This is a genomic window from Methanoregula boonei 6A8 (genome assembly GCF_000017625.1).
Lineage (GTDB): Archaea > Halobacteriota > Methanomicrobia > Methanomicrobiales > Methanospirillaceae > Methanoregula > Methanoregula boonei.
On sequence record NC_009712.1, the window covers coordinates 307365 to 324073 of the forward strand.

Annotated in this window: 14 protein-coding genes; 6 read left to right on the plus strand and 8 right to left on the minus strand. The window is 53.6% G+C overall.

What is annotated here, in order from left to right; all coding sequences use genetic code 11:
• Window positions 1-70: 70 nt before the first annotated feature.
• A complete protein-coding gene (locus tag MBOO_RS01610; protein WP_011991328.1) occupies window positions 71-934 on the plus strand; it encodes a methanogenesis marker 8 protein in 864 nt (287 codons plus the stop codon).
• A 257-nt stretch (window positions 935-1191) separates the two neighbouring features.
• Entirely contained in the window at window positions 1192-2010 is an 819-nt protein-coding gene (locus MBOO_RS01615; RefSeq protein ID WP_011991329.1) for a hypothetical protein, read from the plus strand.
• 123 nt (window positions 2011-2133) lie between these two features.
• Here MBOO_RS01615 and thsA read toward each other — a convergent pair whose 3' ends face one another.
• The 4 genes from thsA to MBOO_RS01635 all read right to left on the minus strand — a co-directional run bounded on the left by thsA (window position 2134) and on the right by MBOO_RS01635 (window position 5795).
• The gene (gene thsA / locus MBOO_RS01620; protein ID WP_011991330.1) at window positions 2134-3744 is read right to left on the minus strand and encodes a thermosome subunit alpha; all 1611 of its coding nucleotides are present in this window, start codon (window positions 3742-3744) and stop codon (window positions 2134-2136) included.
• Between the two features lie 281 nt (window positions 3745-4025).
• The gene (locus tag MBOO_RS01625; protein ID WP_052291882.1) at window positions 4026-4502 is read right to left on the minus strand and encodes a tetratricopeptide repeat protein; all 477 of its coding nucleotides are present in this window, start codon (window positions 4500-4502) and stop codon (window positions 4026-4028) included.
• Between the two features lie 27 nt (window positions 4503-4529).
• A complete protein-coding gene (locus MBOO_RS01630; protein ID WP_011991332.1) occupies window positions 4530-5006 on the minus strand; it encodes a hypothetical protein in 477 nt (158 codons plus the stop codon).
• Window positions 5007-5240: 234 nt separating this feature from the next.
• Window positions 5241-5795 carry a TATA-box-binding protein gene (locus MBOO_RS01635; protein ID WP_011991333.1) on the minus strand — a complete coding sequence of 185 codons (555 nt, stop codon included), beginning with the start codon at window positions 5793-5795 and terminating at the stop codon, window positions 5241-5243.
• A 308-nt stretch (window positions 5796-6103) separates the two neighbouring features.
• Between MBOO_RS01635 and MBOO_RS01640 the strand changes: the two genes are divergently transcribed.
• The 4 genes from MBOO_RS01640 (at window position 6104) to MBOO_RS01660 (ending at window position 11554) form a co-directional block, all read left to right on the plus strand.
• The gene (locus MBOO_RS01640; protein WP_011991334.1) at window positions 6104-6295 is read left to right on the plus strand and encodes a 30S ribosomal protein S17e; all 192 of its coding nucleotides are present in this window, start codon (window positions 6104-6106) and stop codon (window positions 6293-6295) included.
• Window positions 6296-6420: 125 nt separating this feature from the next.
• Complete coding sequence (locus MBOO_RS01645; protein WP_048068198.1) at window positions 6421-6717, plus strand: hypothetical protein; 297 nt, start codon at window positions 6421-6423, stop codon at window positions 6715-6717.
• A gap of 716 nt (window positions 6718-7433) precedes the next feature.
• Entirely contained in the window at window positions 7434-10457 is a 3024-nt protein-coding gene (locus MBOO_RS01655) for a chemotaxis protein CheB (RefSeq protein WP_157677557.1), read from the plus strand.
• On the plus strand, window positions 10457-11554 hold the full coding sequence (locus MBOO_RS01660) for a PAS domain-containing protein (protein WP_011991338.1): 1098 nt from the start codon (window positions 10457-10459) through the stop codon (window positions 11552-11554). Before MBOO_RS01655 ends, MBOO_RS01660 begins: the two co-directional genes overlap by 1 nt.
• Before the next feature lie 191 nt (window positions 11555-11745).
• Here the strand turns inward: MBOO_RS01660 and MBOO_RS01665 are convergent, their stop codons facing one another.
• The 4 genes from MBOO_RS01665 to MBOO_RS01685 all read right to left on the minus strand — a co-directional run bounded on the left by MBOO_RS01665 (window position 11746) and on the right by MBOO_RS01685 (window position 16561).
• Window positions 11746-11973, minus strand: coding sequence for a sulfurtransferase TusA family protein (locus tag MBOO_RS01665; protein WP_011991339.1), 228 nt, complete (start codon window positions 11971-11973; stop codon window positions 11746-11748).
• 122 nt (window positions 11974-12095) lie between these two features.
• Window positions 12096-13922, minus strand: coding sequence for a hybrid sensor histidine kinase/response regulator (locus tag MBOO_RS12910; RefSeq protein WP_011991340.1), 1827 nt, complete (start codon window positions 13920-13922; stop codon window positions 12096-12098).
• A gap of 769 nt (window positions 13923-14691) precedes the next feature.
• Window positions 14692-15135 carry a response regulator gene (locus MBOO_RS01680; RefSeq protein WP_011991341.1) on the minus strand — a complete coding sequence of 148 codons (444 nt, stop codon included), beginning with the start codon at window positions 15133-15135 and terminating at the stop codon, window positions 14692-14694.
• A 31-nt stretch (window positions 15136-15166) separates the two neighbouring features.
• Window positions 15167-16561, minus strand: coding sequence for a PAS domain-containing protein (locus tag MBOO_RS01685; RefSeq protein ID WP_157677558.1), 1395 nt, complete (start codon window positions 16559-16561; stop codon window positions 15167-15169).
• Window positions 16562-16709 lie beyond the last annotated feature (148 nt).

The window sequence follows — 16709 nt, forward strand, 5'->3', positions numbered from 1 at the left end:
GGGATAAAAAAATCCGGGGATCTGCCGGTTGTCCGGACATCAGGAATGGTATTTGTGGGGAGCTGGAATAATGGATAACCCTCCTGTCGATGAACATATTTTTGAGACCGTGGGAAAATGCCGTATAAAAGTGCATAACGGGCAGGTCGTGGAGATCGGCGAACCACGGATTAGAGGCTGCCCCTTGGCGAAACGGTTTGAAATTCCCGTTGATGAAATATCCAAAGAAGGAATTAAAAAAACCATCGAGCGCAGGATCCGCTCGTTTGGGATGTGCACAGCCCGCCGGAAGGTAATTTCCGACAAGGAGTTCTTTGGTTTCGCGCCGGCGGAGCTGCTTGCATGCGGCCTGCGCAGCGGGATGATCGATGCTGCAGTTATTCCCTGCGATGGGGCAGGTACCGTTATTATCACCAACCCGTCCATGGTGCTGGGGATAGGCGGCTTGTTGTCAGGACTTATTTTTACCACTCCCATCCCTGAAGTAATGGATAGTATTGAGGAAAACGGCGGGGTTGTTTTTGACCGGGCGACCGCCCGCCTCGATCCCGTCGGAGGTGCCCTGCTCGCACACAGGAGGGGTTTTTCCCGTATTGCCGTCCCTGTATCCGATCCAAAAATTGCAGAAACCATCCGGGCATTCTATCCCGCCGCCCTTATATTCGGCGTTCATCTGAGCGGGATTACCGGGGAAGGAGCCCGGCGGATCGTTGCGGTCTCGGATCTTGTCACCGGGTGTGCATCAAAAACCATCCGGGCAATCGGGAGAAAAAAAGCACTTCTCCAGGTGGGGGCAGTCATCCCTATCTTTGCGCTTACCCACCGGGGAATAGAGCTCATCATGAAACGGGTACTTGAAGCGGATGAAAAATTTTTCCTGGATCCGACCCGATTTGCGGTGAGCTGCAAAAAGCAACCGGAACCGCTGTTATAATTCCCGTCGGGTCTGCTTTACGTTGTTACCCTGTTTTGAACCCGGTAACGAAGTGAACTGACGGATACCCCGGTAAACCCCACGGACCTCACGGAACGGTTAACCGGTAGAGAGGACTTCGTTTGAAAAAAAACCGGGAAAACCGGGAATTTTCACGCCATAATAAAGGTGAAAAAGTATGCTGCGTCCCGGGAAGGTACGAGCACCCCATTCTTTATAACTCCCCTGTTTGAAGAGATACATGATGAGGACCGGTCATGGCGGACAATGAGATTTTTGTTGAATCTGTTGAGGTACTGTTATTGTCTGAGATCGGAATGTCTTCTGCAACCATGATAAAGGATGCCTATCCCCCCGTTTCCGGGGATCCCTATCTGGAGGAGGGAGATGCGGGGCCGAATGCCCGGGTCTTTGTAACAAAAACATCAAACCGGACTCCGGACGAAGAGATTGGATCCCTGCTCGGGGAAGATCCAGACGACCCCCCGGCAACTACGGCCACCCATGATTTTTACACAATGATACTCACGATGAGTATGCGGCTGGGCGATCCACCCACCACCCGTTTTATTAACGGAACAATCGATGTGGCTTTTCCTTATGAGATAAAAATTCTCGACTATTCCCCAAAAGACAAGAGCAGCATTACCGCACTTATGGAAAAATGCGGTGGAACGATCTCCATCTCCCCGGGTCTGTTTTTTTTGGTACCTGAGTCCCGGAATACAAAAACTCCCGTGGCGCGTAAGGAAAACCGGTTCAGAATCCCGGTTGGTTCCGGGGAAAAAATTACCGGCACCTACGACAAAAAAACCGGGTACTCCCTTGATATACCCGGCTTTTTTTTGCTGGAATACCAGGGCATGCTCAAAAACACCCATGATGTGTCCTGGGAAATATATCCCCCGATGCCTCCCCGGGATAGTGTACTTACCGGGGAGAAGATGCTGGCGGTCTTCTCCCTCATTGTCCAGACTCCCAAAAACGTTCCCCCCGAACTTAAAGTCGGTATCGAATGCCGGGTGAAAGGGAATCTCTGGGGAATGATCCCCATCAGGGGTTCGACGGATTTCTGATAACATCGGGTAATGCCTGTTTTCCCGAAGGTCCGGGGCCGGCAGTCTCCGTTTCCGGTGAAAAGACAGAGTTGCCCTCTTTTTGGCGATCTGCCCTTTGAAAAAAGAAATCAAAAAAAGTGATTATCCCATGCCCGGCATTGACCCGGCGGAATTTTTGGACTGCGTGATCATCATGTCATCGATACGGACGAGCATGATGGAGGTCTCGGATGCACTTTTGATGGACTGGCGCTTGGACCGGAGCGGTTCGAGCACACCCTCATCAAGCATGTCGATGATTTCGCCGGTATAGACATTGAGGCCGGCCGTCTTTTTGCCCTTGGCGTGGGCGTTTTTAAGGGCCACCAGCTTGTCGATGGTGTTGAACCCCGAGTTCTCTGCGAGGGTCCGGGGAATGGTTTCAAAGGCGGTAGCATATCCTTCGATTGCGATCTGCACCCGTCCCCCGACCGTCCCGGCGTAATCCCGGAGTTTCATGAAAAGCTCGGTCTCTACCGCACCGCCACCGGCCACGTACGTGCCGTCCTCAATTGCGTCCATCACTACGCGGGTGCCGTCAACAACTGCACGCTCCAGCTCGTCCAGCAGATAGTCGCTTGTGCCCCGGAGCAGGATGCTGACGGTCTTTGGGTTTTTGCACCCGGAAATCCGCGTGATCTCCATATCGTTGTCCTCTTCGACGACCTCTGCATGGCCGAGATCCTTTGCGGTGAGGTCTTCGGGCTTGTTGACAATATTTCCGGAGAGTGCACGTGCTGCATACTTGAGATCTTTTTCCGGGACATCCTCGATTGCAAAAATGCCATGCTTTGCAAGGAAGAACTGGACCGGGTCGGCAATGCCCTTCTGGCAAAGCACGACATTTGCACCGGCGTTGATAATGGCATCAGCCAGTTTCTTTAACGTATCCCTCTCCTGCTGGGAGAATGCAGCCATCTGCTCAGCGCTTGTAATCTTTATCTTGGCCTTTACCTGGGTTTTTGCGATCTCCATGGGCATGGCGATGAGTGCGACTTTTGCCCCGGCAATTTTCTTTGGCATATCTTCGCTTACCCGTTTTTTGTCAAGGATAACCCCGCGGACAAGTTCGGAGTCATCCATGGACCTGCCCTTCTGCTTCTTGATGAGCACGTCGTCTTCATTCGCACTGTATTTCCCGCCGGTCTTTTCTGTAATGGCCACCACGGCCTCCACGATAATGCCGCCCAGTTTTTCCCGGATCAGTTCTATGGACTTGCCGGTGATCGCTGTGCCGGCGATCTTTTTAAGGGTCTTTTTGTCCGCCGGGTCGACCTTGAACGAGAGGGATTCGGTAATGTTGAGGGCTTTTTCCATACCCATGCGGTACCCTTCGGAGATAACGGTCGGGTGGAGTCCCATGGCGAGCAGTTTTTCCGCCTGATCCATTAAAGCCCCGGCAATGACCACGGCAGTCGTGGTCCCGTCCCCGACCTCGTCGTCCTGGGTCATGGCCACTTCGACTACCATCTTTGCGCCGGGGTGCTGGACCGAGATCTCACTTAAGATGGTGGCACCGTCGTTTGTGATCACGATATCCCCGGTTGAGCTGACAAGCATCTTGTCCATGCCCCGGGGGCCAAGGGTGGTCCGGACCGCGTTTGCGATTGCCTTTGCGGCCATGATATTCGAATGCTGGGCTTCCTCGCCGCGGTTCCGTGTTGTCCCCTGCCTGAGAATAATTATTGGCTGTCCGCCAAGCTGTTGTGACATTGTATAAACCTCACTTTTTTATTTTGTTCCGGGAAGTTCCGGCAGAGCCGATCGCAATGTTGGCCCGGCTCCCCCGGGTACTCCTGTACCGGGGATTCCCCGTTCTTGTGCATCACGGTGTATCCGGGAGGGTTGTTGTGCCCGCGGACACCGGTTCCCCTGCAACACCCGTAATGGGCAGGAGTTGCTCTGTTACCTCATATGCCTGTCGGTGATCCGGGTTTTTTGTCCGGAGCAAAAAAAACCGGCCACAGGGCATCGTGCAGCCACGACAGGTTCGATCAGGCGGGACCGGGTTTGCCTTTCAATGCAGTGGCCCGGTTCTGTTTTGCCACGGTGTACCCCGGGTCGATGTCAAGTGCCCGGTTAAACGATGCGACCGCGTAGTCCCGCTGGCCGAGCCGGGCATACGCGTTCCCGCGGTTGTTCCATGCATTCGCGTATCCCGGGCTGAGGGCAATTGCCTTATCAAACGAGACCACCGCTTCAGAATGCCGGCCAAGATGCCCGAGCGCGACTCCCCGGTTGTTCCATGTATTTGCGTACTCCGGGTTGATCGCAATCGCCTTGTCAAACGATGCCAGCGCGTCTGAATACCTGTCGAGACTGATAAGGGCGCTCCCTCGTTTTCTCCAGGCCTCGGCACAGTCCGGGCGGGCAAAAATTGCCTTGTCAAACGAGGTTACCGCATCTGAATACAGGCCGAGGTTGGCAAAATCGAGGCCTTCGTTGTAGTAGTGAACTTTCGGATTTTCCATGGAGTTCCTCATTGTTATGCAAACTCCTCACTGTCCGGAGGGCTTTTTTTCAAAGGTACCGGTAATCCTGCTCTGCCCGGGCCGGGTTGGCATGCTTTTTGTGTACCTGCCAGAGCCTCCCGAGGCGCCATAGCCAACCGGGGCAAAGGTGCAGTCCCGGTTCCCGCGCCGGACCTCGGGCTTCATTGTCCCGTCGGTCTGCATGATCATGACCATGAGCGGCTCATCCGGGGCCGGGGGCACGGGAATCTCTCCTGCCCCGGTCCTGCTTCCCTCATGCGACTGCGGGATGCCTGCGGCTTCAGGCTCACGGGCCCCTGCTTCCTGCATGGGTCCGGGTTCCTGCAGCCGGTGTTCTTTGTTTTTTTGGGACATTTCCCGGGTAATGGCCTTGAGATCCAGAAGTTCCTGTGTGAATTCCCCCACAAGCACTCCCACCCCGCTGACCTTTTTTTCCAGTGCTGCAACGCGTTCCTCGCCGGCATCACGAAGAGAATTTTCCATAAGTGTGAGTATCTTCTCCTTTTTTTTCAGGTTCAAATCCGGGATATCTGATCGTATGTATCCGGTGGCAACGCGATTTGCCTGTGATACCTGTTGGTACGGCCCACCCCATATAGTACCCGGTGATATTTTTTGCCTGGTTTTCGTATGGCGTATCTCTCTTTTACTGCGGCAATAACCCGGGCAGGGCCAGTAAAAACGTTTTTTTTAAGGGGCAATACAAAAAAATATTTTTTACATAATGCTTTCGAGTTTCTTGGTGAGGACATCAAGGCCCTTTTTGATGTCTTCCATATTTTTGCCCCCGGTGAGAATAAGTTTTCCCGAAGAGAAGATCAAAACAACGATCCGGGGGTCGTTGATCCGGTACACGAGGCCCGGGAACTGTTCGGGTTCATATTCAATATTTTCCAGGTTGAGCGTGACAACAACCTTGTTGAGATTGATATACCGGGCAAGATCATAGGAACAGACCATGTTGGTGATTGCAACCCGGGGCTCTTTGAGGGTCTCAACCCCCGCGTCATTGAGTGATTTTACAATAACTGCAAGCCCTTTTTTGAGCCCTTCGCTGTTCCGGATACCGGTCAGTACGATCTTTCCCGAAGAAAAGAGGAGGGATGCAATCTTTGGGTCCTCTATACGATAGACCGCACCCGGGAACCGTTTCTTGTTGAGTTCGCAATTCGTTGTCTTCTCTGAAAACGCAACAATATCGATGGAATCTGCAATGGCACCGGATGCAACGATGTTTTCAATTTTCAGGGATTCGTACTTCTGACCAGCCATCTTCTCCTCTTATGCTGTTCGTTGGAGCATAAGGCTAATGGATAACATCTATCATGGGTTCGTGTTGCCCGGTCCGGCATTTTCAAATGCGCTAAAAAAACAAAACAAAACGCCCTCCCCTTGTACGCGGGGAAGAAGCGGCCGCACCTGCATCGTTTACCGGAGTGCTGCAGAGGTGCACCCCGGCATGCGCCCGGTGTATGTACGGGGCAACGCAAAAGCAGGCAGGGATCCGGCCAGATATGTTTACCATAGCATTATCCCCTCTTACCGCATTTAAGTGACCAGCAATCCGGAGGAATGTTGTTATGGGAATCAAACCGTCGTACATCAAAAATCTCGGTACCTCGCTTCTTGCCAAGCAGCGGGAGTACTTTACCAAAAATTTCGATGAGAACAAGAAACAGCTGGAAGTATCAGCAAGTATCCCAAGCAAGCGTGTCCGGAACCGCGTTGCCGGGTACATCACCCGAAGAATGAATGCCAAGAAACGCACATAAACACCCCAAAAGTTTTTTTTAGGCCATACAAACCCGTTGGTCGGGTGCAGATCGTTTATGGGAAGTAAAACTATTTTTGTGACCTGAGGGGTAAGTTTATCGCTGGAGGTATCATGGTGCGGACTATGTTAAAAAAAGATGAGAGGGTGCTTATCGTCCCGGCATCCGGCGACAATGAGGGAGTACGCCTTGTTCCGGTGAAAAAAGGGGACCGGGTTGTGCCTGTTCCCACCCGTGACGGGAGATGGATTACGGTAAAATTATCCCCCTTGAACCGTGGCGATAAGATTGCGGTCGTGACCTTAAGGAACGGGAGAAAAGTGGCCCTGAAACTGGAAGAATTTTCTGACGCCGACCTTGAACGCCGGGTTGAACTCGCCGGCGATCTAACCATTGAATACAGGGAAGGCGGAGTTCCCTAAAGGGGATACGTTCACCTCACGTGATACGTACGGCGTGCCGGGATTATCCTCTTATCCCGGTGTGATTGTCCGCACAAAACTGTTTTCTCGCTGTTACCGGGTCCATGGCCCGGGCATGCCCGATCCCGGCCGGAACCCCGGGGCCCTTTCTGGTGTACGTAACCTGATCCAAAAAGAACGATAAGTCCGGCAAAAATCCTAACACGGGATCCCGCCCCGGGTGGATTTTTAGGCCACAAAATACGAAAAAAGATTTCCTGATGCACGTATGCCCCTGCCGGCATGGAAAAAAAAGAAAACGGCAGCCGGGACCACAGATATTGCCGGCTGAGAATGGGCATCTCACCCGCACCGGCCTTTCTTTTTGCCCCCGGCAGAACCGGACCTCTGGCGATTTCGCACTCCGCGCCGCTTTTCCCCTTTTGCGATCCCTTGTGCCCCCGGTCTTTCCCGGAACGGATCGTCTTAACCCTTCTCGTAATCATTAAGACCGTTTACCGCCATTCATCAACTACGGTAGTCCGGATCAACAAAACAGACTGCACGTCCGGACGCTTAAAGCAAAAAGGAGCAACAAAAAGCGCGGGAGCCACCGGAATCATGGCAGTATTTTCCGGGAAGACTGGAATGCCACCCATAAGGCATGAACGGGATGTGAAAAAGAACAAAAAACGTGTATGCGCCTGTCATCAGGATATGCGCAGACGATGTGAATGATGACAAAACCAAAACCAAAATCCGGCCCGGTAAAAAAGAATGTACCGGAGAGAAAATCCTCTCCTGATAATGGGGCAGTCCCGGAAAAGGGTGAGGCACTGTTCCCTATTGTCGGGATCGGCGCTTCGGCGGGCGGGCTCGAAGCCTTTGAACTCTTTTTCAAGACCATGCCGGCCGACAGCGGCATGGCGTTTGTGCTCATCCCCCACCTCGATCCCGGGCATGCGAGCATGCTTTCCGAGATCCTCCAGCGCAACACCACGATGCCGGTCCATGAAGCAGAAGACCAGACGAGTATCCGGCCGGACCACGTGTACATCATCCCGCCCAATAAGGACATGGCGATCTTCCACGGGGTGCTCCAGCTCAGCACTCCCGAACAGGTCCGGGGGATGCGGCTCCCGATCGATTCGTTTTTCCGGTCGCTTGCCGAGGACCAGGGCGAGCGGGCGATCTGCGTGATTCTTTCCGGCAGCGGGTCTGACGGCACCCTTGGCCTGCGTGCAGTCCACGGGGCGGGCGGGGTCTCGTTTGTGCAGGATCCTTCCACGGCAAAGTACGACGGCATGCCCACAAGCGCGTCCCAGAGCGGTCTTGCCACCTACATCCTGCCGGTGGAAAAGATAACCGGACAACTGGTCAGTTATGTAAAGAACCTTGCCCAGACCGGCGTCCACCCGGTTCCTATGGCGTCAAAAGCGGTGAATGCCACACGAAGGATCCTGATGCTCATGCGGTCAAAGACCGGGAACGATTTCTCCCAGTACAAGCAGAGCACGATCCAGCGCAGGATCGAACGGCGGATGGTGGTACATAATCTCAGCGACATGGACACGTATGCACGCTACCTCCAGGAAAATCCTGCCGAGGTCGCCATCCTCTTTAAGGAGCTGCTCATCAACGTGACCAGCTTTTTCAGGGACAAGGAAGCGTTCGAAGCGCTGGAAACAGAAGCCCTGCCCCTGCTTTTTGAGGAAAAACCGGAGAACTATATCTTCCGGATCTGGGTGCCGGGGTGCGCTTCGGGCGAAGAAGCTTATTCGCTTGCCATGCTTTTTAAGGAGAAGATAGATGAATTCCGGCAGGATTTCAGGGTCCAGATCTATGCAACCGATATCGATGACGATGCGATCGCAACAGCCCGGGCGGGGATGTACCCGTCCAACATCTCCCTTGATGTCTCCCCCGAACGGCTCCGGCGGTTTTTCACTAAAGAGGAGACCGGGTTCCGGATCAAAAAAGAGATCCGGGAGATGGTGGTCTTTGCCGTCCAGAACGTAATAAAAGACCCGCCGTTTACCAAGATGAACCTTATTTCCTGCCGGAACCTGCTGATTTATTTTGAAAGCGAGCTCCAGGCCCGGGTGATCCCGGCCTTCCATTACGCGCTCAGCACCGGGGGGATACTCTTTTTGAGCCCCTCGGAAGGGATCGGGAATTTTACCGATCTCTTTAGTCCCGTCAACAAGAAGTGGAAGATCTACCGGGCCAAACCCTCGGGTCTGTCCGCCCGGGCGCTTGTGGCCCAGCGCTTTGCATGGACCACCGAACCGTCAAAAAAGGAACCGGGCGAGGTTTTCCTCCCCTCCGACAAGACAAATTTTGCCGAACTCACCCGGCGCGTGCTCCTTGCGTCCTTTGCCCCGCCGTCGGTCATAACCGATGAGAACGGGAGCATCATCTATGTGCACGGGGACACCGGCAAGTATCTCCAGCCGGCACCGGGACAGATCAGCACCAGTGTCATCGACATGGCCCGCGAGGGACTGCAGTTGGATGTGAGGAGTGCGATCCAGAAAGCATCTGCAAAGAAGACTACGGTTGTCGTAAAAGGCCTGCGAGTCAGGACGAACGACGGTATCAGGGGAGTGGACCTCACGGTACGCCCGCTTACCGACCTTGAGCCGGCACGGGAACTGCTGCTCATCAGTTTTGAAGAGACAAAGCAGCCTCCCGCAAAAAAACGCCGGTCGGGCAAATCCTCCGGGACCGGGGAGCAGGGATCGCAGCGCATCGAGCAGCTGGAGCAGGACCTTGCCTATACAAAAGAAAACCTGCAGGCCACTATCGAGGAGATGCAGGCAGCAAACGAGGAACTCAAGTCCTCAAACGAGGAACTCCAGTCTACAAACGAAGAACTCCAGTCCACAAACGAGGAGCTGGAAACCTCAAAGGAAGAACTCCAGTCGGTTAACGAAGAGATCGTGACGGTTAACGCAGAGCTGCAGGCAAAGATCGAGCAGCTCACGGCAGTCCAGAACGATATGAAAAACCTTCTCGAAAACGTCAACATCGGTACTATCTTCCTTGACACAAGCCTTGCCATCAGGAGGTTCACCCGCGAGGCAAAGCGGGTATTCCGGCTTGCTGCCGCCGATACGGGAAGGCCGCTTGCGGATATCCGGTCGAACATCCCGGATACGGACCTTATTGCCGATGCACAAGGAGTACTTGACTCGCTCATACCCCGGGAAAAACCGGTTCGCACGGCAGGTGGCGAGTGGTTCCTTGTCCGCATTATGCCGTACCGCACGCTGGAGAACGTAATCGACGGCGTAGTAATGACGTTTTCCGATATCTCCGCGTTAAAAGCAGTGGAAGCCGAGGCCCGGGCAGCCTGCGACTATGCACAGAACATTGTCGATACGATCCGGGAGCCGCTCGTGGTCCTGGATTCTGCCTTTGAAGTGGTTTCGGCAAGCGGGGCATTTTACCGGACCTTTGGCGTGACACCGGAAAAGACCCTGGGGAAATCCCTTTTTGCGCTTGGCAACCGGCAATGGGATATACCGGAACTCCACGAGCTGCTGGAGACAGTCCTGCCAAAGAGTACGACCTTTGAAAATTTCGAAGTCCGGCATGATTTCCCCGGTATCGGGCAGCGGGTCATGGTCTTAAATGGCCGAAAGGTTATTGACGACACGGGGAGTATTCACCATATCCTGCTTGTAATGGAAGATATTACTCCCCAAAGAAGGGGAGCGGATAAAAAACCTGTCCGGGGGAGCCGGGGAAGGGCCTGATGGCTTTTGGAAAAAAAGACAAAAACGAGAATGAACCCGATACCAATAACGTTGATCCGTCACTAAGAACGCATGCTGAAGAGCAGCTTGCACGCACAAAAACGAATGCTCCTGATTTTGCCGGGCATACTCCCGAAGAGCTCATCCACGAGTTGCAGGTCCACCAGATCGAACTCGAGACGCAGGCAGAAGAACTCCGACAGGCCTACCGGGCGCTTGAAGAATCCCGGGACAAGTACCTCGACCTGTACGAATTTGCCCCGCTGGGGTACCTCACCCTTTCCGATAAGGGGATTATTTGCGAAGTCAACCTTACGGGTGCTGCTCTTCTTGGTTTTGTGCGCAAGGACCTGATCCGGGCCCGGTTCAGTACATTTGTCACTGAATCCGACGGTGACACATGGTACCGTTATTTCAAAAAAGTCCAGGATCTTGAAGGAAAACAGGTCTGTGCCCTCAGTCTCATGCGGGGCGACGGCTCTGTCTTCCCGGCCCGTCTTGAATGTATCCGGATTCCCGGTACCCGTGACGGACCCCCGACCGTCCGCGTGGCGGTCAATGACATAACGGATCTCAGGCGTGCAGGGGATGCACTCCGGATATCCAATAAAAAACTCAACCTTCTTTCGGGCATCACCCGGCACGACATCAACAACCAGCTCTTTACCATAAATGCGTACCTGGAAATTATCCGGAAAAATATCAGCGATCCCTCTGTGCAGAAAGACTTTGCCCGCATTACTGCGGCAAGTGACCGGATGGCCAAAATAATCCTGTTCACCAAGGAATACGAACAGGTAGGCGCCAAAGATCCCGCATGGCAGAATTGTCATTTCCTTGTTGACCGTGCAGCCCGACAGGCTGATCCGGGGAACGTGCTGGTGAAAAACGATCTTCCGGCCGGACTGGAGATTTTTGCGGATCCGCTGGTTGCAAAGGTTTTTTACAACCTGATCGATAATGCTGCACGTCACGGAGGGAAGATCACGACCATCCGGTTTTTCTTCCAGGAAGCCGGGGAACTGTGCATCATTGTCTGCGAGGATGATGGCGACGGCGTGGCTGCAGACGAGAAGGAGCTGATCTTTGAGCGGTGATTCGGGAAGAATACCGGCCTTGGGCTAACCCTCTCGCGCGAGATCCTGGCAATAACCGGTATCACCATCCGGGAAACGGGCGAGCCGGGAAAGGGAGCCCGGTTCGAAATTACGGTAATGCAGGGTGCTTCCCGCATTGTTCATGCGTAACGGGAAAAAAGGGGACCCGTGGCCTGCTTGCCGGGCCCGGGTTATTTTTTGGTAATATGAAGCTCCCATGTTCCGGGAGCTGTCGTTTTGGTCTCCACCGACATCCCGTTCTCCTTTGCGTACAGCGGGATGTTCTTTGTTGCTGCCGGCGGGTGATCGCAGGTAACCACCAGGTCGTCGCCGGGCTTCATGGTGTCGGTCTCTTTTTTTACTGCAATCAGGCAGTGCGGGCAGACTTTCCCGCGGATATCGAGGGTTCTTCTGGTCATAGGTACACCGTTTCCTGCCCGGGTGCCGGGCAATAAACGATCAATAGGTAAAGGTGACTGATGAAGGTAATGGAACCGGCCGGGTATGCCTCGTGCCCGGGAATGGACACCTGTCCGCACGCTCACACGGCGTGAGGAATTGTCGCTGCCCGGAATGCGCCCGGCGGCAGGATAATCTCGAACCGCGCTCCCCGGCCGGGTTCCCCGGTCTCTTTTATGGTAATACCGGTGATGTCAAGGATTTCCCGGGAAAGAAAGAGGCCCATGCCGGTATTCTTCCCAAATCCCTGTTCGAAGATAACCTCTTTTTCCTCTGCCGGGACCCCTACGCCGTCATCCTCGCAGACAATTACCCGGCTTCCCGCACGGTCGGCAACAGAAAAACGCAGCGTGGTGATCGTTTTCCCGTGCCGCATTGCGTTGTCGATGAGGTTGCAAAAGACCCTGAAGATGAGGGGATCGGCAAACACCTCGCAATGGGGGGGAAGATCGTTTTTTACAATCGTGTCTCCCATCAGGATCTGTTTTGCGGCGATATCGACAAGGGAATGGCAGTTCTGCCAGACCGGCGCTGCGACCCCGACCTTTTCATATTCCCGGGAAAACCCGATCATGTCGTTCATGCGGGTGAGGGAGCGGTCCATCTTCCCGAGGTATTCCCCGGCTGCGGGATCCGGCTGCTGGTCATTGAGGAGAGAAACATAAGCACTCATGACAAGGAGCTGGTTTGCTATGTCGTGCCGGGTGATGCCCGAGAGAAGGTTGAGTTTCTTGTTTGTTGTGCGGAGCGCCTCGGCGGTCAGCCTCCTCTCAGTGATATCCTCGATCTGGGCCGCGTAATATTTCAGGGCGGCATGGTCGTCAAGGATGCTTGTGACCCTCACCGACCCCCACATGACGCTGCCGTCTTTGCGGATATAGCGTTTTTCTGTTGTGTAGGCCGGGATCTTTCCTGCAGTGAGATCCTCAAGGCTCTGCCGGTCACTGGTGAGATGGTCCGGGTGCGTGATATCTGCAAAGGACATACCCGGCAGTTCCTCTTCTGAATATCCGGTCATGGCTGCCAATGCCGGGTTGACCCGGAAAAACCGCAGGTCGGGGGTGAGCAGGATCATGCCAAGGGGACTGTTCTCGAATATCTTCCGGTACCGCTCCTCGCTTTCCTGCAATGCCACCTCTGCCTGTTTTCTTTCGGTGACATCCCGGACAATCCCGATCACCCCTTTGATTGCGCCGGAAAGATCGTAGTTGGGCGAAAAGACACTCTTTACCCAGCCCCGTTTCCCTGTTGACGGGATCACAAACGCAAAGTCCTGTGTCTCTGTGGTGATGCCGGTAAGCGCCTGTTTCATGAGGATGTCGTTTCCGTTCTCAGTGTGGAAAGGAAAGAGTTCAAGCGTGTTTTTCCCGAGGACTTCTGCTGCCGGAAGGCCGGTGAGATCTTCCATGAACCGGTTCCAGAGCATGATCCTGAGGTCCCGGTCATACACGATGATCCCTTCTTTTGCGTCGGCGATCACGTTTTTGAGAAACTCCTTGGATTCTGCGGTCTGCGATTCGGCCACCCGTCTTTTTACCGCCATCCGGATCTTGTGGGCCAGCTCGGCAAACTGCGATTTTGTCTCCCCGCCTTTCTGGACATACGAGTCTGCGCCCCGGTCAATGGCGAGGATGACGATCTCTTCTCTTCCGCGCCCGGTAAACAGGATAAAGGGGATCTGCCCAAAGTGCCTGCGCACTTCGGTAAGAAACTCGATGCCGTCCATGACCGGCATCTGGTAGTCGGAGACAATGACATCGAAGCGTTCCCGTTCAAGCAGCTGCATTGCCTCGGGAGCGCCAAGAACGGTTTTTACCGTGATATCCCCGGAGCTTTCCAAAAAGAGCGCACTGACCTCAAGAAGAGCGGATTCATCATCAACCAGCAGGACGCGGATTGGCTCGGACATCGTACACCTTTTTTTTCCGGGGGAATTTTTTTAATACGGGTCCGGATCTGCCCGGCCCGGGAACGGGATTTATTTCCGGTACATCTCCCGGACCCGGGAAAGGTTTTCCCTTATGTTTTTTTTCACCCGGATCATGGCTGCTGCCCGGCACCCTGGATGTATTTAGAAAAAAGGCTGTTTGTAACAATAAGCGTTTTTATATAGAGAAGAATGGAGGAGAACGGGGACATCAGTCCCGCCGGATACCCTGCAGGCTCAAGGGTAGATGGGATCCTGTACAAAAGGGGAATTTATGCCGGGGCATTTCCCGGCGTCGCGCCGGTCGCCGGATGATCCCGGTTTTCTTGCAAATCTCCCCGGTATTTATAATCGTGTTTCACGATCCGGGCTTTTGTTATTCCGCCATTTATTGTCTTATGGCGGGATTTTGTGAAACATAATCGAACATCGGACTATTAAGACGTAAGGGCGGGAAGTGTGAAAGTACCCGGTGGCAGATCTTGCCCTCCCGGAAATAAATTATCCCCGGCGGACCTCTTGCCCGAACCGGGATCTGTACCATGAAAATTCACCCCCGGGATCCGGACTGAAGATTGCCGTATCCCTCCCCGGGATCGTCGTTTTTTCAGCATGTATCTTAAAAGAAAATGTAAGACCTGTGAAGGTGGATGAGAGGGCAAACGAAATGCACGCGTTTTAGCCATTTCCATCTCTGTCAGGATTTTTTGCAAACTTCATTTTCTTCACTGCTGCCGGTATCCCCGGAGATTCATGGGTCTGGTGTTTCATGTACCACTTTTTTTCCCGGGTTTTGTCTTTTCCCCGGTTCCGGGGATGTACGGGCCACCGCCCAGCCGACGGCCCTGATGAGCTGGTAGATTGGGATTTTCCCTGAGGGGGTCTTGCAGATAAAACTGAATGCGCCTTCCCGGTAAGCCTCTTTTTTTACCTCCAGGTCCTCTGTTGCAGAGAAGAAAATAAACGGGGTTGTATTGCCACGGGAACGCAGTTCCTCAAGGAACCTCATCCCGTTCATCCCCCCGGGCATACTGTAATCAGAGACAATGACATCGGGCGACGCCGTTCTCAGCCAGTCAAGGGCAGCTTCCCCTGAGTTAAGGCTCTTCACGGAAAACGCCCCGATCCGTTCGCAGAACGTGGCAATGATCGTACAGATATCCTGATCGTCATCCCCATACAGGAGGTGAATCATCGGCGGGTCTCACTCCTTTTTCAAACCCCGGTTATTTCTGTCCCGGAAATCCTGGTGCCGCGTCAGGATGGGGAGGAGATATGCAACCCCCTCCCTGTTCGAGTCCGGCTATCCGGTCCATAAGGTCCTGCTCGTGTTCTGCAAAGGCCGTTACATCAGTCAGCGTAATGTACGTACTTATTGCATCGCTGTGGCGCACCGAATTCATCTGCCCGTATATGCACCGCTTCTCCCCGTTTTTGCAGAGGATCCAGCTCTGGAATTTTATCGCGGGCTCTCCGGGCGCGAGGGATTTTTTGTAGGTTTCACCCATAACCCTCCGCGCCTCCAGAGGTATGATCTCTCTCGAATGCAGGCTGTACATCTCCTCCGCCGAATATCCTGAGATTTCGCAGGCCCTCCGGTTTGCGTAGGTGATCCGGCCGGATTCTATGATAAGGAGGGCATCCTGGACATTCTCTGCCATCATCCGGAACCGTTGCTCGCTCCTTGCAAGTGCCATATCTTTTGAGAGGAGGTCGGTGACATCTGTCAAAATGACAAAATGATACTGTGCCTCTCCGCGGTTCAAGCTGCTAATCCGGATATACATCTGCCGGTTCACACCGTCTTTCCTCTGGATCCTGCACTGGAATTCCACCGGTCCAAGTACGGACTTCTCCCGGATATCTACGAGTGGTTCTATTTTTTTTCGATCCTCCGGCACGATGATTTTCATGGGGTCCATGTCCCACAATTCCTCAAACGTATATCCGGTGATCTCGGCCAACCGCCGGTTCGCAAAAGTACATTTTTCATTCTCGACGATAAACAGCGCATCCTGGATATTCTCTGCCATCATCCGGAACCGTTCCTCCCGGATCTGGATCTCCCGTTCCTGCAGGATCTCCTCAGTAGTGTCAGAAAGTATGACCGTGATCCCCCGGGCTCCGTCGTCGAAAACCGTGGGAATAGATTTCTGCTTGAAGATGCGTTCTTTTGTTCCAAGCCGGGTGGACACGATCCGCTCCGTTTCTTCAGAGCGGGTGGAGGGGGGCGGAGTAAGAAGATTATGGAGATCAATATCGGTAGAGGTGATTGAGGCAAAGTCCTTTCCGATGATTTCTTTTCGCGTGAGACGCAGGAGGGTAAGGAAATTATCGTTGATCTGGACGATGCGGGATTCCCGGTCAAGGACCACGATCAGGTCCTTTGAATAACTGAGCATGGCCGAGAGTGGGACTCGCTGGGAGAGGGTATAGACCTTGGCCATACCATAAGTCCGCATATCCACCTGGCCGGAGATCAGAAGGATATCAAGGTAACGGCCGGTGGTATTTTTGTTTTTCCGGAGGGCCCGTGCAATTTCTGAGACGCTCATCCCTTCCGGGCTCTGCTTGAGAATGCTCTTTATCAGGTGAAGGTCCTGTCCGTTGGGGTGCACCATGTCCGTATCCACTGTCTGTAAAGTCCCTCTTTGTATCATTAGAATTTATAATTGTTGATAATCATCGATATGTATCGTAAATAAGAGAAATAATTATATGGATAAAGATTTAATATCTTTTTGTAATACGTATCGCAAATGAGGAAAG